The organism is Metamycoplasma neophronis (assembly GCF_006491995.1).
In the GTDB taxonomy this organism is placed as follows: domain Bacteria; phylum Bacillota_I; class Bacilli_A; order Mycoplasmatales; family Metamycoplasmataceae; genus Metamycoplasma; species Metamycoplasma neophronis.
The window spans coordinates 14,127-39,204 of the sequence record NZ_VHHP01000001.1; the positions used below are offsets into that span (position 1 = coordinate 14,127).

General features: G+C 28.9%; 19 protein-coding genes and 1 tRNA gene. 9 read left to right on the top strand and 11 right to left on the bottom strand.

What is annotated here, in order from left to right; translation table 4 throughout:
* Positions 1 to 20 precede the first annotated feature (20 nt).
* The 4 genes from FJR74_RS00080 to FJR74_RS06955 all read left to right on the top strand — a co-directional run bounded on the left by FJR74_RS00080 (position 21) and on the right by FJR74_RS06955 (position 7,672).
* Positions 21 to 875 carry a class II fructose-bisphosphate aldolase gene (locus tag FJR74_RS00080; RefSeq protein ID WP_140914512.1) on the top strand — a complete coding sequence of 285 codons (855 nt, stop codon included), beginning with the start codon at positions 21 to 23 and terminating at the stop codon, positions 873 to 875.
* 1 nt (position 876) lies between these two features.
* A complete protein-coding gene (locus FJR74_RS00085) occupies positions 877 to 1,860 on the top strand; it encodes a thermonuclease family protein (RefSeq protein WP_140914513.1) in 984 nt (327 codons plus the stop codon).
* A gap of 66 nt (positions 1,861 to 1,926) precedes the next feature.
* Positions 1,927 to 2,019 (top strand) — tRNA-Ser (locus tag FJR74_RS00090).
* A gap of 256 nt (positions 2,020 to 2,275) precedes the next feature.
* A complete protein-coding gene (locus tag FJR74_RS06955) occupies positions 2,276 to 7,672 on the top strand; it encodes a leucine-rich repeat protein (protein WP_170178320.1) in 5,397 nt (1,798 codons plus the stop codon).
* 41 nt (positions 7,673 to 7,713) lie between these two features.
* Here FJR74_RS06955 and argS read toward each other — a convergent pair whose 3' ends face one another.
* On the bottom strand, positions 7,714 to 9,336 hold the full coding sequence (gene argS, locus FJR74_RS06960) for an arginine--tRNA ligase (protein ID WP_140914515.1): 1,623 nt from the start codon (positions 9,334 to 9,336) through the stop codon (positions 7,714 to 7,716).
* A gap of 86 nt (positions 9,337 to 9,422) precedes the next feature.
* On the opposite strand from argS, the gene cysS reads away from it, so the two are divergent.
* On the top strand, positions 9,423 to 10,628 hold the full coding sequence (gene cysS, locus FJR74_RS00105) for a cysteine--tRNA ligase (RefSeq protein WP_140914516.1): 1,206 nt from the start codon (positions 9,423 to 9,425) through the stop codon (positions 10,626 to 10,628).
* On the top strand, positions 10,625 to 11,311 hold the full coding sequence (gene rlmB, locus FJR74_RS00110) for a 23S rRNA (guanosine(2251)-2'-O)-methyltransferase RlmB (RefSeq protein WP_140914517.1): 687 nt from the start codon (positions 10,625 to 10,627) through the stop codon (positions 11,309 to 11,311). The genes cysS and rlmB overlap by 4 nt, the downstream gene beginning before the upstream one ends.
* Before the next feature lie 142 nt (positions 11,312 to 11,453).
* On the opposite strand, the gene arcC is transcribed toward rlmB, so the two are convergent.
* From arcC to FJR74_RS06970, 3 genes are all read right to left on the bottom strand, one after another.
* Positions 11,454 to 12,389, bottom strand: a complete 936-nt coding sequence (arcC, locus tag FJR74_RS00115) for a carbamate kinase (RefSeq protein ID WP_140914518.1) — start codon at positions 12,387 to 12,389, stop codon at positions 11,454 to 11,456.
* Between the two features lie 2 nt (positions 12,390 to 12,391).
* Positions 12,392 to 13,435, bottom strand: coding sequence for an ornithine carbamoyltransferase (gene argF / locus FJR74_RS06965; protein WP_140914519.1), 1,044 nt, complete (start codon positions 13,433 to 13,435; stop codon positions 12,392 to 12,394).
* A 268-nt stretch (positions 13,436 to 13,703) separates the two neighbouring features.
* Positions 13,704 to 14,216, bottom strand: coding sequence for a large conductance mechanosensitive channel protein MscL (locus FJR74_RS06970; protein WP_140914520.1), 513 nt, complete (start codon positions 14,214 to 14,216; stop codon positions 13,704 to 13,706).
* A gap of 285 nt (positions 14,217 to 14,501) precedes the next feature.
* Here FJR74_RS06970 and FJR74_RS06975 point away from each other — a divergent pair, with 285 nt between their 5' ends.
* Both FJR74_RS06975 and FJR74_RS06980 read left to right on the top strand, forming a co-directional pair.
* Entirely contained in the window at positions 14,502 to 16,430 is a 1,929-nt protein-coding gene (locus tag FJR74_RS06975; RefSeq protein WP_140914521.1) for a ribonuclease J, read from the top strand.
* Between the two features lie 72 nt (positions 16,431 to 16,502).
* Positions 16,503 to 17,621, top strand: a complete 1,119-nt coding sequence (locus FJR74_RS06980) for an HAD family acid phosphatase (RefSeq protein WP_140914522.1) — start codon at positions 16,503 to 16,505, stop codon at positions 17,619 to 17,621.
* A 45-nt stretch (positions 17,622 to 17,666) separates the two neighbouring features.
* On the opposite strand, the gene FJR74_RS00140 is transcribed toward FJR74_RS06980, so the two are convergent.
* The 6 genes from FJR74_RS00140 to FJR74_RS06995 all read right to left on the bottom strand — a co-directional run bounded on the left by FJR74_RS00140 (position 17,667) and on the right by FJR74_RS06995 (position 23,775).
* Complete coding sequence (locus FJR74_RS00140; RefSeq protein ID WP_140914523.1) at positions 17,667 to 18,389, bottom strand: hypothetical protein; 723 nt, start codon at positions 18,387 to 18,389, stop codon at positions 17,667 to 17,669.
* Positions 18,376 to 18,789, bottom strand: a complete 414-nt coding sequence (locus FJR74_RS00145) for a hypothetical protein (RefSeq protein WP_140914524.1) — start codon at positions 18,787 to 18,789, stop codon at positions 18,376 to 18,378. The genes FJR74_RS00140 and FJR74_RS00145 overlap by 14 nt, the downstream gene beginning before the upstream one ends.
* A gap of 11 nt (positions 18,790 to 18,800) precedes the next feature.
* The gene (gene recO, locus FJR74_RS06985) at positions 18,801 to 19,460 is read right to left on the bottom strand and encodes a DNA repair protein RecO (RefSeq protein ID WP_140914525.1); all 660 of its coding nucleotides are present in this window, start codon (positions 19,458 to 19,460) and stop codon (positions 18,801 to 18,803) included.
* A gap of 78 nt (positions 19,461 to 19,538) precedes the next feature.
* Positions 19,539 to 19,865, bottom strand: coding sequence for a histidine triad protein HinT (gene hinT / locus FJR74_RS00155; RefSeq protein ID WP_140914526.1), 327 nt, complete (start codon positions 19,863 to 19,865; stop codon positions 19,539 to 19,541).
* Positions 19,866 to 19,867: 2 nt separating this feature from the next.
* Complete coding sequence (locus tag FJR74_RS06990; protein ID WP_140914527.1) at positions 19,868 to 21,616, bottom strand: HinT-interacting membrane complex lipoprotein P60; 1,749 nt, start codon at positions 21,614 to 21,616, stop codon at positions 19,868 to 19,870.
* A gap of 11 nt (positions 21,617 to 21,627) precedes the next feature.
* Positions 21,628 to 23,775, bottom strand: a complete 2,148-nt coding sequence (locus FJR74_RS06995) for a HinT-interacting membrane complex protein P80 (protein ID WP_140914528.1) — start codon at positions 23,773 to 23,775, stop codon at positions 21,628 to 21,630.
* A gap of 93 nt (positions 23,776 to 23,868) precedes the next feature.
* On the opposite strand from FJR74_RS06995, the gene FJR74_RS07000 reads away from it, so the two are divergent.
* A complete protein-coding gene (locus tag FJR74_RS07000) occupies positions 23,869 to 24,651 on the top strand; it encodes a hypothetical protein (RefSeq protein ID WP_140914529.1) in 783 nt (260 codons plus the stop codon).
* Between the two features lie 47 nt (positions 24,652 to 24,698).
* Here the strand turns inward: FJR74_RS07000 and FJR74_RS07005 are convergent, their stop codons facing one another.
* Complete coding sequence (locus FJR74_RS07005; RefSeq protein ID WP_140914530.1) at positions 24,699 to 24,962, bottom strand: hypothetical protein; 264 nt, start codon at positions 24,960 to 24,962, stop codon at positions 24,699 to 24,701.
* Positions 24,963 to 25,078: the final 116 nt, after the last annotated feature.

A 25,078-nucleotide genomic window follows, 5' to 3' on the forward strand; every position in this document is an offset into this window, starting at 1 on the left:
TAAAATTTAAATGAAGAAATATGGAAATAAAATTAATAAATGGAAAAAGCTTAATTAAACAAGCTTATAAAAATAAAAAAGTTATCTATCATGTTAACTTAAACAATTTAGAATGAGCCAAGGCAATCATTATGGCGGCCAAGGTTACTAATAAACCAGTCATTTTGGGCGCATCGCCTGCGGCAATCAAATATTGCGGCGGTTTTAAAACGGTTTTTAATCTTTATTGCGGCCTAATCGAAGATCTCGATGCTGCTAATTTAGTTATATTACATTTAGACCACGGTAGCTATGAAGATTGTATCCAAGCCATTAAAGTTGGTTTTAAATCTGTAATGTATGATGGAAGTTTAGAAGATTTCAAAACTAATTTGGCAAATACTAAAAGAATTTGTGAATTAGCCAAATTAAATGATTGTTGTGTTGAAGCCGAAGTGGGACGCATTGGCTCTAATTCAAAAGGGGAATATAATTTCGGCGAGGCAACTAAACTTAATGAAGCACTAGAAATGAAAAATGCCGGCATCGATATGCTGGCAGTAGGAATAGGCAATGTACATGGTCAATATCCTCAAAACTGAGGCGGACTTAATTTTGATTTATTAGCCGAACTTAATGAAACACTAAAAATGCCATTAGTATTACACGGCGGAAGCGGCATTTCCGATGTTCAAATAAGAAAATCAATATCTTTAGGTATTACAAAAATCAATATAAACACTGAATTGCAAATTATTAATGCAATAAATTTAAAAGATTATTTAGATAGTCACAACATTATGGAAAATAAGAATTTCAATCCGCGTAAACTATATAAAAAAGCTAATGAAGCAATGCAAGAATATGTAATTAAGTTACTAAATGGACAGGATTAATATGAAACATAAAAAAATATTTTTAGCCCTTGCTTCAGCGCTATCAATAACATCTTTGCCTATTGTATCAGTCGCATGTTTGAATAAATCAAAAAACGAACCAAATCGCAAGGAATATGATGAATCGCATAATCAATCTAATGACGCTTCTAATTTAGTAATAAATGGTCATAAAATAACCCAACCCGATGAATCTTCTAGCAAAATATTAAAAGAACTATATAACGGCATTACGACGTTATATTATTCATATAGCAATATAATATATGCTCCCTCTATTGAGAAAAATTTAGAAAATCTTTTAAATAACTCAATTACGATTTATGAACAAAATGCTGAAGATGAATTACTTCAAAACCAATTAAATAAAATAAATAAAACGCTTGATTCTTCATACGGAATAAAACCAATAGATTTTGAAAAATATCAACAAAGCTCAGAGGATGAAATCGGAAAATTAACTAAAGTTAATATACTAAAAATTCGTGATGGTGATACATTTTCGGCTGATAATGGAAAAACATATCGTTTCAGTGGCATTGACACACCCGAAACACATAAAAAAGAACCAAATGGCGAATGGATTGATACAACTGGATCGCAATATAAATATGGAAAATTAGCTGAGAAATTTACAACCGATATTTTGCAAAATGCAAAAGAAGTTTATGTAATGCCACAAAAAACAATATCGCCATCGAATGATGAAACTCATCAATACTGAGATCGTTATAAGAGAATAGTTGCCATAATTTATTATAGAAATAAAAACAATAATAAAGTTTACTGTTTAAACGAACAAATTGTTTATTTTGGCAAAGCTAGAATGGGGTATATAAGTTTAAATAAAAAAAGCAATTTCTTTACATCTAATAAAGATTATTATCATGAACTTGCTAAAGCTAGTGATTTTGCTCAATTTAATAAACTTGGTATATATTCAGATGATGTTGATTATAATGAAATTTATCCACCAAGATCGTAAAAGCAAGAGAATTTAAAAATTCTCGCTTTTTTTAATATATAATACTTTATGCTAATGGCGTAAAATGGGTAAGTACTCAAGTGGTCGAAGAGGCGGTCCTGCTAAGACTGTAGGGGTATTAACGTACCCGCGGAGGTTCAAATCCTCTCTTACCCGCCATTTTTTTTATATCATTTTTTAATAATTTAACAAAAACTTTCAATTTTTTTTATTGGATAAACAGTGAAATAATTTATTTAAGTTACATAAAGACACCTTAAATCAAGGGTGTTTTTTTATTTTTAAATTATGCAAAAGAACAATAATACAATTTTTTTTGTATTTTGATATATTTTTGCAGCGATATATATATATATATATATGGATGCCTTATAATAAAATTAAATTTAAAATTTACAAAAAATGAAAGGGAAAAATGAAAATAAACAAAAAAGTGTTAACTTTATTGGGAGCGCTGTCTTTTGCTAGTCTTTCAGCAATTACAGTAGCTTGCAACAATAAAGACGAAAATTCAGATTTAAAACTTAAAACAAATGCCAAAATTCAAAATCTAAATTTTGTAAACGAAGTTGATAAAAAAGACTTTAAAGAACAAGTTAACAAAGCTTCAAGTATAGAAACAATTAACGAACTTCTAAAACAAGCCGAAGTTAAAAATAACCACGTAAAATCTTTTTTAGATGAAGATTTGAAACCATTACGCGAAATTAAGTTAGATAAGGATCTAATTAATGGTCAAGTAAGTAATGCAGTAAACGAACAAAAAGAAGTAAATTCACTTGAAAAAATTGAACCTTTTAAAAATAAAGTTCTAGGTATTTTAAAATCTTTTTACAAAGAAAGAATTAATCTAAACCTTGCAATTACAAATAAAGATAAATTCTTAAAAGACATTGAAAACTCAAAAACATTAGCCGAATTAGATGGCAATGTTAAAAAATATGTCAGTGAATTAATGCAAACATTAAAAGCCAAATATCAAACGGAACAACAAAATAAAATTTTAGCAATTAGAAAACTAGAATACTTAAGTAACGATGCAATTGAAAATTTTATTGATGTGATACAACGTCCTATAGATTTTAACTTTGAAAATACTAGATTATATGAAAAAGCAATTAATGAACTTAATACTAAATGAGAAAATGCTCAAAGGCAAAATTTAAACAACGTAAGTGAATTAATTGATAGCATTATCAACAATAAAGAATTTAACAAAGAACAAAAGGAACAAATTTCAGAGACTTTAAAAGCCAATAAAGTTAATAAAGAAGAACTTTATAAACTATTAAATAAATCTCGTGAAGAATTATTGAAATCATATCAATCATTTACAGAACAACTAATTGAACAAATCAAAAATGCAGAACTTAAAGAAAAAATGTTATCTTATTATCAAAATATTAAAAATAACATTGAAAATATTTTTGCGTTTAGAGAAATTATTGACGAGGCATTAGTAGTTGATGCTAATATAACATTCCTTAAAAATAATGAATTAAAAGGGATTAGTCAAAATAAAGATAGCTTGATTGCTCTTATGCTCAATTTCCAAAACCAAAGCGCAATCAATGAATTTAAAAATATTATTGATAATCAATATTTAGATTTCAGTAAAGAAGATATTACTGCTGCTATTTTAAATAAAAATATTAGTCGGCTAAGAAAACAATATATAGAAAAAGAAAAAGTTTTACCTAATATATCAGCATTAAAAAACTTGATTTCCCAAGATGAAAAAGTGCAAACTTTACAGGAAAAAATTTCTGCCAAAAAAACCACCATTGAATATTCAACAAATCAGGATGAAATTATTAATTTAACTAAAGAACTTGACAATATAAACAAAGAGGCTTTGAGTATTTTAGTATATCGTCAAATTCCTGAAAAAATGCTTTCATTTATAAATGAAGAAGATATGGCCAAAATCGATAAGGCGATAGCCGATGCTAATTATAAAGTTATGGCATATAACTTGATTGAAGATAACGTATTTAATTTAGTTAAACAGAACTTAATTAAAAAATTATTAGAAGAAGCTAAAAAATTACAAACCGTTGAAATTAAAAATTATATCGAAAGCAAAACAACGCAACCTTTATTTACTTTCGAAGATTTGAATGCTTTAGCAAAAAGAGTCGAATTTGTTTCCAAATATGATGATCTTTTGACTAAACTTAAATCAGATGAATATCAATACATTTCTAACAATGAAAAACAAGAAATTATTAAAGATTTTATTAATGAAAACAAAGAAGATATAACTAAAGAAGAATTAGTTGACAAAGATACTCGCAACAATGTTAAAAGAGTAAAAGATTTATTAAACTCATATCCTTATTTAAGCACACAGGAAATTATGGGTTATATTGAAAAACTAAACCAAGAAAACCTTAACAATATTGCAATAAATAACATCGATAATGAAGTCATTGAAAACAACTTAATAAATGCTAAAGAATTTGTTAAAGACATTATTAATCAAATTAAGAACATTGAAGAATCGCAAAGCATCAAATATTTAAATGCAATTGATTTTAGCAACGTAAAAACCGAAACCAAAGATGTTCTAGAAAATAAAGTTAAAACATATTTATTGAACGATCTATATGCAAAATACAAAGAAAAAATTTCGACTTTTGAAAATGAATCAGTTAAAAATGCTTACCTAGAAAAATTAGAATTAAACAAGTTAGACTTTGATTTAATTAAAAACTTTTTAGATATTTATAACACAGCAACGAATGTCAATGAAGTTTATACCTACATTAATGACTTAAAATTAGTTTCAATTACTTCAGAAGACAAAGAACAACTGCAAAAACTACTATTTAAAAATGAAGGTTGAAGTATACAAGATATCGATAGAGAGGCAATTGCACTTATTAAAAATAAATTAGTTACTGAAATTAAATCATTCAAATATTTTAATGATGATAAAAAACAAGAAGTGATATTAAACATTAATGAAAAAACAAATGAACCCGAATTGCTTGCTTTATTTGAAGAATTAAAAGAAGAAAATAATCAAAATGGTTATGACAAATATTTAGCCTTAATAAATGAAAATTCTACAGCCATTTCTTCTGATGCATACAAAAATATTTATATTGGCGAACTAAATAAAATTAAGAATTCTAAATCTTACAATTATGATGAATTCAATAAGTATATTTCTGTATTAAAAGCAGCAAATAAAATTATGGAATCTATAAATTCTAAAAATCCTAAATTTAATAGTTTTGACAAAGAAACTTTAAAGAGTTTCGCACAAGATATTTACGATGCCGACATTATTAGTCAAGAAGAAAATTTAGAATTTAAGGATGTGTTTGCTAAATACGTAACCAAGGTATTGGAACTAACTAAAAATAAACTTATTGCGGCAATTGATGTTTTAACAATAATCCCCGAAGAAAAAAGAGAAAGTCTGAAACAAAGTTTAAATCAATATAGCACCACTAGCTTCGATGAAATCAATTTATTCTTTATTGAACAGGCCTCAAAAATAAAAGATAGCGCTATTGAAGCTTACGTGTCAAATGTTAAAAAAACTTATACATTTTTATTAGATGAAGATATTAATGAAATAGAAAAAGCTGCCCGCGAAAGATTTGATACTGAAAAAGTAAGCTTAAACATAAATAAAATTAATAAAATTTCTGAATCAAAAAACCTAGAAAGAAAAAGAGTATCAGATAATCTAAAATGGAGATTTATTCAAGATATTGAATCTCATGAATATTTAAAATTAGCCCGTCCTGAATTGATTAGTTCATACACAGAAGAAATAAATCAAAAGCAAACTAAAACAATCGATGAAACCAAAGAATATCTAGAAAATATTAATTTAGCAATAGAAAAAATATTGCCTTACAAAAAGGGTGAAGAAGTTGTTGAGATTAAAGGTGTTGAATTCACTATTTTAAATGGTGTATTAAATAATATAAAACGTAAGAATGGCGCGAAAATGCCATCAATAATTAACTTACCTCAAGTTTATAAAATTTCACCAAGACAAGGCGGTAGTCTTTATTTTCAAGATCAGAGTGGATATGAAATATCGTGAAATGAAACAATTACTTCTATTTCTTTTGAAAACTTATATATTATAGAAAAAAGCGAATTATTTAATAATTTATATTCACTAAAAGAAGCTAACTTAGGACATATAACTGAGCTAAGTCCTTATCTATTTAATAAATGTAAAAATTTAGTAAATTTAACTCTTGCTAATAAAATTACCAAAGTTCATGATTATGCTTTAAGAAGAACAAAAATTGAAAATTTTGATTTTTCGGCGGTTACTGAAATAGGTGAACTTGCTTTTGAAAAGACAAATATAAAACAGTCTTTGAATTCAGATTCAATTAAAAAAATTGGAAGAGGGGCATTTGCTAATTCCAAAATAACAGAAATAAATTTAAAGAATTTAACTTATTTAGGAAAACAAGCATTTTATAATACTGATATACAAAAAGTAATTCTTCCTAATTTAGTTGACATAGAAGAAAATACAAGAGAAAATGTTTTGATAGAAAAAGATAATAATTATAGTCATTATTACTATGACTATACTACATATATAGGTATTTTTGAAAACAATAAAAAATTAACACATGTAGAATTAAATAGTATTAATACCATTAGTGATTTAATGTTCAGAGGTTGTTTAAATTTAGTTGATGTTTCTATACCAAGGGCTAAAACAATTGGTCTAAGAGCATTCGTAAATACAGCTATAACAAATATTAAATTGCCAGAAGTTAAAACTATTAAAGAACAAGCCTTTTCAAATACAGGTTTATTAGAAGCAAATATGCCTATGGTAGAAACTATAGAAAATATGGCATTTTATAACGCTTCAAAATTGTCAAAATTAATTGCGCCTAAGTTAAAAACAGCAAAAAATAATTTTATATCCGGAACGCAAATTGAAGAAATTAATTTGCCAAGTTTAGTAAATATAGAACTAAAGACTTTTTGAAACATTTCAGATAAACTTAAAACATTTAAACTTGACTCAATTGAATCCTTAGCAGATTATGATTCTAGTCGTACAAATATTTTTGATAAATCAAACATGACTAACTTAACAAAAATTGATTTGCCAAATATAAAATATATAGGAAAATACAAGTTTAATAATTTAGGTATAGATTTAATTAAAAATGATCAAATTGTTGTAAATATACCTAAAATTGAATTTTTAGGCTCATATGCATTAAACACAAATGGTCTTTTAGGAAAAAATGCGGAATTTACAAATTTAAAAGAAATGAAAGAAAGAGCATTGCCAGAAGACATAGAAGTTCTTAAATTGCCAAGTCTACTATCATCCGGAAAATTTGTACAAACAAAATTGAGAACATTAGAAATGCCTAAATTAAAAGCTCTTGAAGATGCATTAACTTTAGGAAGATTTATAAAAGAATTAAATCTACCATCACTAAAAAGTTTTTCTCGTAACTCTGTATTAATCGATGGTGATACAAGGGAATTAGAAAAAATCTTAATTGGAAATATTGAAATATGAGACAACAATTTAAAATTAGTGAAGAACAATACAAATAAGTTAAAATATGTTGAATTTACTAATACAGAAAGACTAATAAATAACCAAAGTACTCCAAATTCAGCAATTATAGTTTTTGATTCTAATTCAAACAGGAATGATAAAATAGTTATTTCTATGCCTAAACTAAATTTTGTTGATGATAATTTTGTTTTAATTAAAAAGCAAGATTTTAACCAAATCGAAGTTAAAGCTCCTTTAATTGAAACAGATTGAGAATCACACATAATAAAATAAATATTAAAAAAGCCGCGGTTGTTTCCGCGTGCTTTTTGTTATTACATTCTGTCAGGAATATCTAAGTCCATTAACTTCATTCCGTTTGCTAAAACTGTTTTTGTAGCTTTTACTAAAGCAATATAATCTTGCTCATTTTTGCTACCTAAAATTTTGGTATTTGAGTAAAATGAGTTAAATGCTCCAGCTAATTTTAATAAATATGGAGGTAATAAATTAACTTTATAGGTTTTTGCCATAGTTGCAATTAAATCTGGATATTCTTTTAATTCTGCAACTAATTTTTGAGCGTACTCATCTTCAATTTCTTTAGCAACAGGGTTAGCAATATTTGCTTTTTCAAGTAGTTGCACACAACGAGCGTGAGCATATTTGATAATGTACATTGGGTTTGATTCGTCAGCACTATTTACTTTATTAATATCAAAATCAATTTTTGAATTATAAGATCTTTCAATTAAGAAAAATCTGATTGCATCTTTTCCGACAAGGTCTAACAATTCTCTTAATGTTAAAGAAGTACCTAAACGTTTAGACATTTTAACTTCTTTACCGTCTTTCATAACTCTTATTAATTGGAATAACAATACTTCTAATTGGTCACGTCTTCAGCCTAAATCTTCGAAAGCAAATTTAACACGTTCTACATAACCAGAGTGATCAGCTCCTCAAACGTCAATAATTACACCGTCTTCAGGATCATTTAATTCAACAAATTTTTGTTCGTGGTATGCAATGTCAGCGCATAAATATGTTGAATCACCATTAGATTTAATAATTACCCGGTCCTTATCATCTTTACCACCTTTGGTTGTTTCTAATCAAGTAGCACCTTCTTTTTGATAAGTGGTTTTTAATCTTCTAATCACTGGTCAAACACGGTCTTTTGCGTATTGTTCACTTTCAGAAGTATATAAGTCAAACCAAACAGCAAAACGTTTTAAGTCCTTTTCAATGTTTTCTAAGGCAAATTGACGACCAAATTCACGGAAGAATTTACGCATTTCATCAGTGTATTCTACACCTTTATATTTATCACCATATTTTTCGTAGAATGCTTGCGCAAATTCAACAATATCTCCGCCCCGATATGAATCTTCTGGCATTGGGAAGTCAGGGTTGAAAATTTGTTGATATCTAGCGAAAATTGAAGCTGCTAGGTTATTCATTTGGTTACCGTAGTCATTTACTAAATACTCACGGATAACTCTATGTCCTGCTTTTTCTAAAACATTACATAAGGTGGCTCCGATAGCTGCATTTCTTGCATGTCCTATATGTAAATATCCGGTAGGGTTGGCTGATACAAACTCAACGTTATATGCTCCTTTACTATTGGTGATATCACCGTAGTGTTCACCCAATTTGTTGATAGTATTTACAGTATCAGCTAAAACCGAATTAGAAACCCAAAAGTTAATAAAACCAGGTTCTGCAACTTTGATTTCGTTAATTTCTGGGTATTTTGCTAAGTCAATGCTTTTAACGATTTCGTGAGCTATTTCAGTTGCTTTTTTGCCTAATTCTTTTTGTAAAGTTAGGGCAATATTAGTTGAATAGTCACCATAATTTTTAGCTTCGGTTAAAATTACTGGCTTAGAAATATTTAATTTCTTAAGCGCTTCTTCAATAGAAGCGATGATAATATCTTTTGTTGCGTTCATAATTAAAATTATATAAAATTAATTAGTTTTTTTATTTTATAAAATAACTTACTTTCTTTTAATTGAGTTTATATATAATAATAACTATGAAAAGATATTATTTATGTGGCCCAACTGTGTATAATTACCCGCACATTGGCAATTTAAGACCTACAATTACATTCGATCTTATGATCAGAGCACAAAGATACTTAGGAGAGGAAGTATTTTATTTACACAATATCACAGATATTGATGACAAAATTATCGTTAAAGCAAAAGCCGAAGGAAAAAGCGAAAAAGAAATCAGTAGTTTCTATGAAAACTATTATTTTGATTTATTCAAAAAATTCAATATTGAAATGCCTACCAAAGTTGTTAGGGTTACCGATTCATTACAAGATATGTATGAATATATTCAAGCATTAATTAATAAAAACGCAGCTTATCAAGTTGGCGGCAATGTATTTTTCAATATTGATAAATTTAAATACCACTATGGTTCAGTAAGTCACCAAAAATTAGAAAACTTATTGGCTGATGAAGATGGTATTTTAGGGAAACATCATCCATATGATTTTACTCTATGAAAAGATACCACTGATGGCATTAAATTTGAAAGTCCTTTTGGTTTAGGCAGACCAGGATGACACACAGAATGTAGTTGCTTCATAAATAAGTATTTTGAAGGAAAACAATTAGATGTTCACGGGGGAGGAATTGATTTAATTTTCCCTCACCATGAAAACGAAAACATTCAACATTATGCCCTTCACAATGAAGATATTGCCAAAAGTTGAATGCACTTCGGGACATTAAACTATAAAAACCAAAAAATGTCTAAATCGATTGGAAATATTATTTATCCACACGATTTTTTAGAGAAATATAACGCAGATACATACAAATTATTAATGTTAACAACCAGTTATACAAAACCAATTAATTTAACTGATGAATTATTCGAAGTTAACTTTGCACAAGTAAATAAATTTAAGCAAATTTATAACAAAGTAAAATTAGAAAACATCGACTCATCTGTTAATGAGAGCAAAGTCAAAGAAGTTATTCAAGCAGTAGCTGATTTAGAATTTGCTAAAGCTCATGCTGAAATTATTAAATTAACGAAAAAAGCCGAAGACTTCAATACATTTTTAAAAATAATGGAAATCTTAGGTTTTACTTTTATGAAACGCGAAATTTCACAGGAAGATAAAGATCTTTACAAACTATGAAAACAAGAAGTCGCAAATAAAAATTATGAAAAAGCCGATTCATTAAGAGATGAATTAAAGAAAAGAGAATTAATTTAATGAAACTAATTTGTGGTAAAAACTCAGTTTTGGAAGCACTTCAAAAAAACTACCCAATCAAAACTCTATACTTACGTAAGGGATTGGTAAATCGTGCAATTAAATTCAAAAATATTGTATTTTTGGATGGTCACCAAATGGATAAAATGACTCGTGATAATCACCAAGGTTACATAGCTGAAGTCGAAGATTATCAATACTATGACTTAGGTACGATATTTAAAGATAAACCAGAAAATGTTTTAGTGTTAGATCACATTCAAGACCCTCAAAATTTTGGAGCTATTATTCGTTCAGCTAATGTTTTTGGGATTAAGCATATTATCATACCAAAAGACAGAGCTTGCGATGTAACATCGACCGTAATGAAAGTTTCATCAGGTGGTTTTAGAAATGTGAAGATTATCAAAGTGTCTTCAGTATACGAAGCTTGCGAAGAACTTAAAAGAAATGGTTTCTGAGTATATGTTTCAGCATTAAACCCTCAAGCAAACAAACTTCATCAAGTTAAATTTGCCAAGCCTACCTGTTTAGTGGTCGGCAATGAAGAAAAAGGCGTTTCGGGAACACTAATTAAGCATGCCGATGAAGTTATTTATATTGAACAAAAAGAAGACGCAATTCAATCGCTAAACGTAGCTTCTGCAACTTCAATTATTTTATATGAAGCAACAAAACAATAATGATATAAATAAAAAATCTTGGATTAATCCAAGAGTTTTTTTATTGAATTTTTTTAAAAAAAATTTAAACCGTAATTCTATTAAAAAGCGTAATAAAAACAACCAGCAAATCTGGTTGTTTTTTATATATAAATTGTTCTAATTAGTTTAGAGTAACTTTAGTTCCGATTTTTCCAGCAATAATGTCTTCTAAGTCTTTTAAATCACCGATGAAAGCAGCTTTTCCACCTTCTTCTACGAATTTAATAGCAGCTTGTACTTTTGGTAGCATACTTCCTGGTGCGAATTGGTTTTCTGAAATGTATTGTAGTAATTCAGCTTTATTAACTTCTTTCAAGTCTTTTTGGTCTGGTTTTCCGTAGTTAACTTTTACATAGTCAACTGCTGTTAAAACGATGAAGAAGTCAGCTTTTGCTAAAACTGCCATTTTTGCCAAAGCAAAGTCTTTGTCAATAACACCATCAACACCGTTGATGAATCCATTTTCATCTTTAACAGTAGGAATTCCTCCTCCACCACCAACGATAACTGTTGCGCCAGCGTTGATTGATTTTTCGATTTGGTTAATTCCAACGAAGTTTAATGGTTTTGGAGAAGCAACAACTTTTCTGTAACCACGTCCAGCATCTTCAACGATTACGCTGTTTGGGTTAGCAGCTTCAGCAGCTTCACGAGTTGCAAAGAATGGGCCAATTGGTTTGGTTGGGTTTTTGAAAGCAGGGTCATTAGCATCAACTAAAGTTTGAGTTAAGATGTACATAACTTCTTTGTCGTCTAATCCTTCTTCATGGAATGCATTTGTAATAGCGTTAACCATGTGGTATCCAATGTAACCTTGGCTCATTGCGCCAGCTTCTGGTAAAGGAACTAATGGTGATTTAGCGTTAACTGAGTTAGCTGATACGAATGCGTTAAAAATCATACCAACTTGTGGACCGTTACCGTGACCAACGATAACTTCGTGTCCTGCTTTAACTAATTCAGCAATTTTTTTAGCAGGAACTTTAACTAGTTCTTTTTGTTCTTCAGGGTTGTTTCCTAAAGCGTTTCCACCTAATGCAATAACAATTCTACTCATAATTAGTATCCTAATGTAGCTAGAATAACAGCTTTAATGGTGTGCATACGGTTTCCAGCTTGTTGAATTGATTTGTTGTGTTTTGATTTGAATACTTCGTCAGTAACTTCCATAGCACCGGTTGCTACAACTGGGTATTTAGCACCAAATTTTTCTTTAATTTCAGCTGAGAATAAAGTTTGGTCGTCGTGGAATGCTGGTAAGCAGTGTAGGAAGATAACATCTTCTTTAGCAGCTTTGATCATGGCCATGTCTACTTGGAATGCGCCTAATTCTTGAATACGTGGTTCAAATAGTGAGAAGTCTTCTCCTAATGATACTCAAACGTCGGTGTAGATAGCATCTGCGTTTTTAGCAGCTTCTAATTTGTTGTCTGAGAATTCAACAGATCCGCCGTTACGTTCAAATAATTTTTGACAAGCTTCGTAAACTGCTTTGTGGTCTGGTCCATTTTTAACGATGTCTCATTGTGCTTTAGGTCCACATAGAACGATGTTTACTCCGAAGAATGCAGCACCGATCATTAATGAACGAGCAACGTTGTTTTTGATGTCCCCAGCAAATACTAATTTTTTACCTTTTAAGTCTCCAACAAATTCTTTCATTGTTAGATAGTCAGCGAACATTTGGGTTGGGTGTTCAGCATCGGTTAAACCGTTTCAAACTGGAACACCTGAGTATTTAACTAAAGCGTCAACGTCTGATTGTTTGAATCCACGGAATTCAATACCGTCATAGATTTGTCCTAGAACCATAGCTGTATCTTCAACTGATTCTTTTTTACCGAAGTTTGAACCTGTAGGTCCGATGTATGTACAGCTTGCACCTAAGTCAGCTGCCGCAACTTCGAATGAACAACGAGTTCTAGTTGAGTCTTTTTGGAACATGATAACGATGTTTTTTCCAACTAGTGGACGGTTGTTTGTGTGTAGTCCTTGCATTTTTGATCTTTTTAATTCTTGTGAAAGTTCTAAAATGTAGTTAATTTCATCTGTGGTGAAGTTTAGAGCTGAGTCTAAACTACGACCTTTTAAATTCATTGGCATAATGATCTCCTTTTTTTATTTTTACAATTTGTGTTTTTAGACATTTATTACGTGTATTAACACGTTAAAAATTATACTATAAATAAAACAAACGAACAAAAAAACTTATATTAATAATAAATATAAAATAACTTATAAAAATAAGCAGCTGAAACCATATTTTATGATTTTTTTTAGCATTATTTTTTTATATTAATATGTTTTTATAAAATAAATTAAAAAAGCAAGTCATTAAACTTGCTTCCCTCTCTTTAATCTAAAATAAATTTTATTTAGTTGATTTTTTGGCTGTTGATGTTGTTTTTTTAGCAACAGTCATTCTTTCATTCATTTTACGTAATTCGGCTAAAATTAACTCGTCTGTTGTAGGAGCTGGAGCAGGTGCTGGAGCTTCTTCTTCGATTGGTTGTTTTTGAGCTTTTTTGTAATCGATAGCATTTTTAATTAGATAGAATGTTAGCAATCCTATGAAGATAAATGTTGATACGATAACAAATTGTAATAAAGCAGCTAGGAATTTACCGATGTAAATACCACCAGTTACTTTGTCCCCTTCTTTTAAAGGTCATAAAACTCAATCACTTACGTTTAATTTAATAGCACGAGTAATAGCTGACATGATAATGTCGTTTGCTAATGATGACACTAGAGCACCAAATGATGCACCTAGCAATAGACCAATAGCTAGCATAAACATGTTTCCACGTACAACTACTTTTTTAGCATCGTTGTAAGATTTTTTTAAGTAATGTCTTTTTTCTTCTAGTTCGTTTTTTGTCATGTGTACTATTGTAATACTTTTTTTCTAATTTTAAGGGCGATTTATTAAAAAAATCGGCTTTTTTAACCTTAAATACATTTTTTTTAGCTAATTTATTGATTTCTAGTCGAATTTAAGTATAAAATAAAAACATAAATGTTATAACAATAAAAATCAGCTATGCTTAATAAAAATAAAATAATTAATTAATTTATAGATAATATCTAATAAATAATTTTATTTGTTAAAATAATAAAGTTAAATTTCTGACTTTATTTCATAAAATAATAATCCATAGGAGGTAATATGAAACCAACTAAAATTTTTGGTTTAGGAGGAATGCAAGAAATTGGCAAAAGTACGCTTGTCATTGAATATGATAAACATATTTTTATCATTGATACAGGTATTAAATTTTGTGACTCATTTGTAACCGGAGTTAATGGTTCAATTCCTGATTTTACTTATTTAACTGAAAATCAAGATAAAATCGAAGGTCTATTCATTACACACGGACACGAAGATCATATCGGTGGTGTGCCATATCTAGTACAACAAGTTAATATCAAACGAATTTATGCTCCAAAGATTGCAATTCAATATCTAAAACTAAAATTTGAAGATATGAAAATTAAGCGTCAAATTGAGTTTTTCGAAACCACCAAAGACGCAACCTGAGATTTTGGAGATTGTCAAGTTGATTATTGAACTGCGCAACACTCAATTCCCGATGCATTCGGAATTAGAGTAAAAACTCCTAACGGTTCATTAATGATGACTGGTGACTTTAGATTCGACTATACTCCAATTGGTAACATGACTGATTTTAGTAAATTAAAACAAATTGGCGATGAAGGCTTAGATGTTCTTTTTTCTGATTCAACTAATGCAATGCGGCCAAATCACTCACCATCTGAAAGTGATATTTTAAGAGACATTAAAAAATACATGCAAGAAGCTGAGAAAAAAATTATCGTTACTGCTTTTGCATCAAACTTAACAAGAATCAAAGCAATTATCGAATTAGCTGCCGAAATGGGTAAAAAAGTGATAGCTTTTGGCCGTTCAATGGTTGATAATATTGAAATTGGTCGTCGTTTGAATTACATTAATGCGCCAGATGAAATTTTCATCGATAAGAAAAATATGTCTAAATTTGATGATAACGAATTATTAATTTTAACCACTGGATCACAAGGTGAAGAATTGGCCGGGCTTGCAAAAATGAGTTTTGGTAAACACCCTAATGTAACTATCAAGCCAAAAGATACTATTATTTTTTCATCGAGTCCAATTCCTGGCAATCGTTCTAAAATTGAATTGTTAGTTAATAGACTATACAAATTAGGAGCGATTATTCGTGAAAATGGTGTGGATGGTTATTTACATACTTCTGGACACGCTTATAAAGATGAACATAGAAAAATTTTCGAACTAACTAAACCAAAATACTTCATGCCATATCACGGCGAATACAGAATGAGTGTTGTGCATGGATATACAGCAACCGAATCTGGTGTTGACCCTGAAAATGTTGTTATTGCTCGTTTGGGTGATGTTTATTATTTAGAAAATCATCAATTAAGACTATCAGAAGAAAAAGTATATTTTGGACCTGTTTTCATTGATGGTAATATTCTTTCAAAAACAAATTCGCAAATTATGAAAGAAAGAATGGAACTTGGTCAAAACGGCTTTTTACATGTTATTATTGCAATCAATAAAGAAAAGAATTTGATTTTAGGTAAACCACGAATCGTTTCTCGCGGAGCATTTTTAGTTAAAAACTCGCTTCACCTAATTGAAGAAGCCAAAAGAATTGTTCATGGGGCTGTTTTATACACGATTAAAAATTCAAATGATTGAACAGTTCCGCAATTAAAACAATTGATGATTGATAGATTAGCTCCATTTTTCTATAAAAATAAACGCAGAAATGTAGTTATCATTCCAACTATATTATTTACTGATCATATTAAAGCCAAAATTGAAGAAAATCCTGATTTAGATGAATTCACCGAAAATGAATTAAAACACAAAAAATTATCTAAAAACAAAGACAAAAAACCATCTTCAAATAAAAAAATCAACCAATCAAAACTTAAAAAAGAGCAAAATAATAAAAAGCTTTTAAACAAAGATAATAAAAAAATTACTGCTGATAAAAATAAAAAATTATCTGAAAATACACAAAAAAATAATTACGAAAAAAATAAAACGTCAAATATCTCATAGGAGATATTTTATTTTTACCTTATTATAATTTATAATTAAAATGTAAATAAATTGAAAGGTACAAAAAATTTAATGAAAAAAAATATCTTAAAATTTTTAATTCCAGCAGCTTCTTTGGGCGTGGTTGCCATGCCTTTAGTAGCAGCTTCTTGTTCATCAACAAAAAAAGAAACGCCTCCTGTACAAAACAGTGTGGAAAATAATACTTCATCTCAAAAAATAACTGACGAACTTAATACTGCTATTGGCCTAAAATCAAATGTTTGAAACTCATTTAGCGCCGACAAGGTAGCTCAAAGTTTGCAAACATATCGTCACGCAAAATTATTATTCGACAAAATGGTCAGTCAAGATTCAATCTCAATCTCTCACGTAACCGTAACTAATGATGCGGTTAGTATAACTGCTCCCGAAGCCAGCAAATACATTCCTGTTGTATTTATGGACTTAGATGAAACTGTTTTAGATAACTTCAAATTACAAAACTATTTTGCTTCTAAAAATATTAACTATGATTACACAAGTTGAAGCAACTTTGTTAAGGCGGGCATCTCATCAGAAGTTCCAGGGTCAATTGATTTTATTAAATATGTATGATCAAAAGGTGGCGTTGTTATGTTTAACTCAAATAGAAAAATGAGCGAACATAAAGCCGGTTCATTTAAGAACTTAAAAGAGCTTGGATTAGAAGAAAAATACATGCCTGATTGAATCTGATGAATGAAGGGTGTTGATGTTAAAAACCCTCAACCATGAACTACCACAAATGGTAACTACAATAAAGAAACCAGAATGAACACAGTAAGTAATACAACTTTTAGCATCAATGGCGTTGAAGGCATTAGATTCAGAGTAATTATGAAAATTGGGGATGATATTTCTGATTTTAATGACAGCTTCACAAAAGCTAATGATGTATCCGCAAAAGATGTTATTAGAGCAATTAATGATCCAAATACCGGATACGGTCAATTGTTCGGAAATAGTGACATTGCTAATAAATCAGTTACTTACGATTCAAAAACCAAGACATGAAATAAGCAAGACTGAAGCGCAAGCTATGTTTTTGTTCCCGGTAATCAAGTTTATGGTTCTTGAATTGAATTAGTAAATGGTGATAAAAACATAAACTATGAAGAAGCAAAAACATTAATAAATAGCTATATTTGAAATCCTGATTCAAAAAGATAAAAATAAGTCGCCACTTTGGCGACTTTTATTATAAATATTAAATTTTTACGTTTCATACACCGAATGTGCATTAGATTGATTTAATTTAAAATGATAATTAATTATTATATTAAGAACTTCTGAATTTGTCATCACTACTAAATTGTCATTAGCAACACTGTCAATGATTTCAATAATTGGAATATATGTTTTATTAACTTGTATTCTTATTGTATTTTCAAAACTTTCAAATCCTAAGCAAGATTTAGGATGCTTTCTAATAAATTCTTTTAATTTGCTATCACTAGTTACATTTTCGAATTTAATATAGATATTCTTACCAATTGAATTTTTTAGATATTCAAAAATGTATTTATATGTATCCAATTCTTCTGCATTGCTTGGCAGCATTTCAAGCGGTTCAGTACTTTTTAAGTTTAATTCGTGATTTTTAGCAAGTTCATATAATAATGTTTCTTTAGTCAAAAATTGATGATTAAAGTAAACTAAATAATCAATACCCTTCAATTTCATTTGCAATTTATTGTTTGTTTCTAAAATTAGAAAAATTAAAGTTGCAATTACAAAAGCTGAAATGATTCCCATCATGACATAAGAAAAAATTTTATTAACTCATGACATCGTAAATAAATAAATGATTGAAGCAAAATCTAAAGCAAAAAATAGAGTTGATATGATTGTAAAAGTAATGTATTTTTTATTACTTTTATTCAGTCTTTTCACTACGTTTTCATAACGTTCATTTAATAAATCTTTAATATTGTTCATTTGTTCACTCCTCAACTTTATTTGCTAAGTATTTTCTGAAATAAAGACTGATTTGAGATAATTGGGTAACCAAACTTTTTATCACTTTTTTAGATGATAAAACAATATCTTCACGTAGATTTATTGCCCTTTGTTGATCAACTTCATAACGCAACCCTTCAATTGCTTTTATTAATCTAAATATTAATAAGAAAAAGCGCATAAAAATGAAAAATAATGGAATTCCGACAAATTCAAAAATCACTACAATAATCAATCGATTAACATTATTTTCAATTGCTTTTTGTCCCAAGGCAATTATTGCAATACCGGATATAAATAAGGCAAGCCCTATAAATAGCGAAACAATATAAATCACCATTAGTTTTTTTAAGTTTTTAATTATTGTCTTTTGACTCATTCGATTCCTTTCTATGTTGTTTCTAATAAATATTGAATAATCATTTTACGAATATAAAATGCATCATTTGAGCTACATTCTTCAACAAACGCTCAATAATTTTTATTCATTCAATACAAGGCATTTAAAATATGCCTTTCTAAATTATTATTAGGACTATGTAATGCACATAAATAACCGCCTTTGTGAAATTCAAAATTCACAATGTTTTGCGTATTGTTACATTCAACACAGCGGTCATATCTTGGTTTTATACCTAAGATACCTAATAATGAATTTAGAATATAGTCAATAACTTTATTTTTGTTATTGCTTAGATCATCAATAACTTCTTGATAATCATTTAGCAGTGTGATGCAATCAGCTTTTTCGATTTTTTTAAAAAAGAATACTAGGTCTTTATATTCTTGTTGTAGTTGGGTATTTCAAGGAATGCTTTTAATTAGAGTTGCCCGTTTTAGTCTAGGCAATAGATCATTTTTTTCATTATCAATAATTTCAAAATTGCTCAAACAAAGTGGCAATAAAGCAGACCTATTTTTTGATGTTACTTTTTTAACGCCGGGTGCAAAAAAAGTAACCTTGCCATTGTCCGAAATTATGGTGATAATCTCATCAAATTCGTTTATATCTTGCTTATGCAAGACAATGCCTCTAATTTCATATTCCATAAAATAATTATACTAATTAGCTTTAGCATCTAAAAATAAAAAAGTCAACCTTTTTATATCAAGGTTAACTTTTAAAGACTAATCTTCATAATATGGGATGATATGAACATGTGTTCTCATCACTGATTGCCCAGCAGATTCGTTATTATTAATTTGCAATTTGAATCCGGTGGCGTTTAATTTTTCGACTTGTTCTAATGCTAGTTTACGAGCCGTTAAAATTAAGTTGCTCAAATCTTCATCAGTAATGTCAAATAAATTTTCTGAGTATTTTTTAGGCACTACTAAAAAGTGTCCTTTGCTCTCTGGGTCAATGTCAAGAAACGCAATTACACGTGCGTCTTCATAAATAATTGTTGCTGGAATATCTCTGTCTATAATTCTTTGAAATATATCTCTTTCCATGTTTAAATTAATCCTTCTAGTTTAAGCATATCTAACACTGATTTATTCATTTTGGTTGTATCAAATTCAAAACCTAATTCTTTGAAATATGATACTGCTTCTCTGAAAATAGCATCGGCATTTTGAACAATAATGTTATTAGCTATAATTTGTTTTTGTTCGTATGATTCTCAAGGGGTGTTATCGAATGCTAAAACTTTTTTAGTTACTTCATTACCTGTTGCATCTAAAACTTTTTTGTTTTGATATAGAGGTGCAATTTTCACTACGTATTGAGCATTGATTTGGTTATCTTTAATCATATCAACATCTTTTGCATACTTATCTAAATTATATGCGATATCTTCGCTTGGGGTGCTAAATGTTTTAGTTTTATTATCATAATTTAATTTTGCATTAAAGTCATAGTAATTATTAGCTGATAATTGTTTTACTGATAAACGCATCGGAATTGTTAAGATTTGCCCATCAAAACTAATAATGCCTTTTTGTTCGAATTGTAAATCATATGAATGGCCATTAACTTCTAATTGTTTAGTAAATAATGAAGCATTTTGTGCATCACGAGTTAAGCCATCAAAGTCAATATCACTTGCCGAGAATGAAGCTAATTTGCTTTCGGTAGCCTTAGTAATTAATGAAGCAGAAGCAGATGCTTTAGGTTGGTTTTGAGCAGCAGCTAAAATTGCAGCAAATTTAAAACTATCTTGTGAATATACTCGGTTGTTTGAAGGGTCTACAAAACCAAATACACTAGCTAAGTTGGCTTGGATTCCGTATAATGAACCCGATAGAAGACCACTTGTATACGAGTTTTTAATTAAGCCTTTGTAAGCCAATAAATTCTCAAGTACATGTTCGCCTTCTGAAGCACCGGTTGCGATTAGTTGTTCTGGATAAGTTGCCTTAGGGTTTAATTCATATTGTGGACGACCTGAAGGGTTATATGAAGCCAATGAATTAAATTGTTCGAATGTCGAAATATTTGCTTTACCTCAACGTAAATTCATTTCACGATTATCAGTAAATGATCATGATTCTAATAATGGGTTATCAATTAAGTATTTAATTAGATATAGTGAATTGTCAGCCAAATCAAGTGATGCATAAATATCTTTTTGTAAATATGGAGTATCTTTATCATTCATTTTTGATGCCAATGATAATTGATATTTATCTTGACCTTTGTCATTGTTGGCTAAAGCACGATAGTCGTCACGATTTTTTAGTAAATAAATTTGGGCTAATAATAATTTTTGAATATCTAAACGAATGTTATTGCTAATTAGATTTGAGTTTTGCAACATAAATCTAAAATCACTTTCAGATGGAATGGTAAATGGCGCTGGATTAAATGTTGAAGTGTCAATGTTTGCATTAATATATGCTGATTTTAGATTTCAGAAAAATTGTGAGTTTTCTTGTAATTTATTAGCAGCATAAAATTGAAAAATGTTTCATGCAGTTTTATATAACTCTGAGTTATTTAAATTTAATAAAGCTAGAATAGGGTCACTTTTTTTGCTATTTTCATCTAATAATTGGAATTCAGATTGATAAAAACTTGAAAGATATGTATTAGTAATGGTAGTTAAAATTTGGTTTTTGGTTAAAGTGTCTTTTAATACATTTTCTTGATTGCCAGCATTGCCATTAGTGTCGGTATTTTTTTGACAAGAAATTGCCACAGCAACAGTTGGGATTATTGCTAAAGGAGCTAATAATGGCGCAAATAATTTAATTTTTTTCATACTTCTCCTTTTTAAATTCCTTTGATAAAGTTAACAATGGTATTGAATAAATATGGCAATACATCTTGGGTGTCGTGTGGATCTAAGTAAAATTGATTTGATGCTTGATTGTATTTAAAGTCAGCATAAACACCATTATCAAATTTAGCTTTAATAAATGTTTTTATTTCATTAGCTTTATTTTGAATTAATTGGTATTTTTGAGTTTCATCAAGTAATTTTTCGTATTTTAATGCTTTTGCAATATCGTCGTCTGTAAATTTAACTGTTTTATTGTCTAAATTTGTGTATTCTTGTTGTTTGATATATGTTTTAAATTCATCTTGCGAAAGTAAGTCATTTACCATAAAGTCTTTAGTTAAAATACCATTAAAAATCGTGTCTAGGTTGAACAATTGAGTTGTTAACGTGCTTGTATAGTTTGCTTTTGATTGAATAGCCAAATCGTGAGCAATCAATCTTTGAACAATTTCTGGAGTGCTTAATACATAAATGTTTTTAATTGCAATTCCGGCATCACTTACAGTCAAGAAATTACTTCCAACTTTAATTAATGAACCAATTTTATAGCTGTTATTAGCATCGCCAAATGCATCTCTGAACGCCATGCCAAATTTGTTTTGGAAATCTTTATCATTCATTTGGTTAATGTATTTAGACACGGCTTCATTGTATTTAGCATACTCTTCAACATAGTTATCAGTTTTGTTTTTAGTAACTGCTGCTTGGCTTAATACTTCTTTAAATGTTTTTTGAGTTTTTGAATCATAACTGAATTTATCTTCACCAAAAATAGCCACTAATGAATTTTTTAAATCTGAAAATAATGTCGATTTTTCAGAATATTTATAAATACCACTATCAGCAGTAGCATCACCTAATAATACTGACATTAGAGGAATGTACTTCGCTGGGTCATTAGTGTTAATTTGATCAACAATATTTTTATAACCTTCTGAGCCATACTTAGCAGCATCTTTATTATTTGAAGCTACATATTGAATAATTTTCTCAGTATTTTTTGCAGCAATTTCTTCGGCCGAAGTTATGTTAGCACTTTCTAAAAGTGGGCTGACACCGGTGAAATCTGCTAATTTGTCAATTCCTAATGCAACTTGAACTTGATTGTCATCTACTAAATAAGTACTGAAAGTTAATAGCTTAATCATTTCCGCTTTTGTTACGGTTCATGCTGCAGAACTATCGGTCATGTTAGGGTGTGCACTCAACGTCATGCCCGATACAACTGATTGTTTACGAGCGATTCATGGCGCAATAAATCTATCAGCATTTATATATGCCTCTACATAAGATTTGGTTGTAAAGATTGGAACTTTAACTTCATCTTTACTATCTGTTTTTAATTCGATAGTGTCTTCAGCTGGAAGTACATAGTTTTGATTTTCTTTAGCAAAGCTTAGACGAATTGTTTCGCCTTTTTTAGCTATTTCAATTTTTTCGCCTTTATATGTGTAAAAAACATCTTTATTAGCAACGATTCCGTTTTTTAATTCTGAATAAGTGAAGTCTGTATTAACTTGAGTTTGATATCTACGATAAGCATCTTTATTTAGTTTTTCTGTAACTTTATATTCAATAGCTTCAGTTTTTGATTTTGCATTACCGTATAGTGGCGAGGCTAAATATTCTAAAAATTTTTCTTCTCATTTTTTCTCAACACCATATTGTTCTTGGTATTTTTTCTCAACATCATCTAGCTCTTTAGTAACATCTTGACGTACTTTTTCAATAGTTGGCAATGCAAAAGATTTTTCATCACTTTTAGCTTTGTCCGCATTATAAACAGCTTCGTATCATAAAGAACCTTTATATTCTTGTTCGTATAGATATTTGGTTAAATGTTGTTCAACACCAGTTGCAATGTTTTTGTTTGCATTTACTAATTCATGAACTTGGTTAATGTTGCCTCATGTAACTTTAACTTCTTTACCATTTGGGCCGGTTAATGTCATAATAACTGAATCATTATTCAACAATGGGGTTGGTTTAGGTAAAGATTTTTTAGCTTGTACTAAAGGAATACCAATTCCGGCAGCAACAACTGCAGAAACTGCGGTACCTCAAAAAATGCCTCAAAGAATTTTTTTTCTTTTGGCTTTTTGTTCAGTAGTTTGTGTTTTTTTGTTTTCGCTTGACATATTTCCCTTTCTAAATATACTAAAATTAATTTTACCATTTTTTCGGCATTTTATTACACTCACTTTGATTGTAATAATTTATAATTATTTGATATGAATAAAGTTATTGAAGAAAAATTAAATATTTTAAAAGAATTTACTGAAATTTGTCATGAAAATGAGCTTTGATATAGTATGGATAATCACAGTCTTTTAGCTTTATATAGCGAAGAAAATATAATTGAAGAATTGGATCATTTTGATGTTATGATGACTGTTGAAGCTTATGAAAAATTAAAAAATAAATATCCGACACGTGTGCTTGATTCATGCAAACATTCAGAATATTTTATGCTACAAAATAAGTTCGTTATTGACTACGAGGACATATATAAAGAACAGCCTTTTATCAATATTAATTTAATTATGCCGACTAAAACTAAAAGGGTTAAAAATTACATTAAAATCAAAAATCGTTACTTAAGCTTTGTAAATTTTTATTCAACATTTAATCATAGTAATATATCAAAAATTCAAAATAAAATCAATATTGCCAAGCTATTAAAACCAGTCACAAAATTAATTACTTATAAAGATATTGTTAATGTTTTATATGATGATGCTTATGAGGGTTTTATTGTTACAGAAGCTTTAATTAAAAAGAGTTCATTGAACAAATGAATATCAAATTTAAGCTTCAGAACTCATAAAGAAAAAATTAATGATATCGAGGTTGCTTCAATCAACGAATATGACAATTATTTGAATAATATATACGGAAAAGATTATAAAAATATTAAAACATTAAGTGATGGATCTATGCATACTAATCCAGTGGATTTGCAAAAATTTGTTGCTATGGATGTAATTGAAGAGTTTGAAGCAAGCGAACAATAATAATTAAAAAGTACCTTAATTTTAGGTACTTTTTAATTTTATTTTTTTTATTTTTTTGTTTCTTTTTTAACTTTCTTAAGTGTATAACCCCTTACTCTTAATGAGTAAATTACAGCAAAGACTACTGCATTTGAAAATGCTCCAACTAATAATAAAATTCCAAAAATATAATATACAATTTCTCTAACTTTTTTAGCTGAATCAGTGCCGCTTCATGGTTGCATTACACTTAATTTATAAATTATATAAACAACTGCTCCAAATAGAAAACCGAAAATTATTAATACAAATAAAATATATCATTTGTTCATGGGTTTTTTAAATAAAAACGCAGTGATTATTCAGTTATAACCTAAACCTAAAAAACCGAATAATATGAAAAATATACTTATAAACAATTTAAACTCCTTCATATAAATTTTTAAAA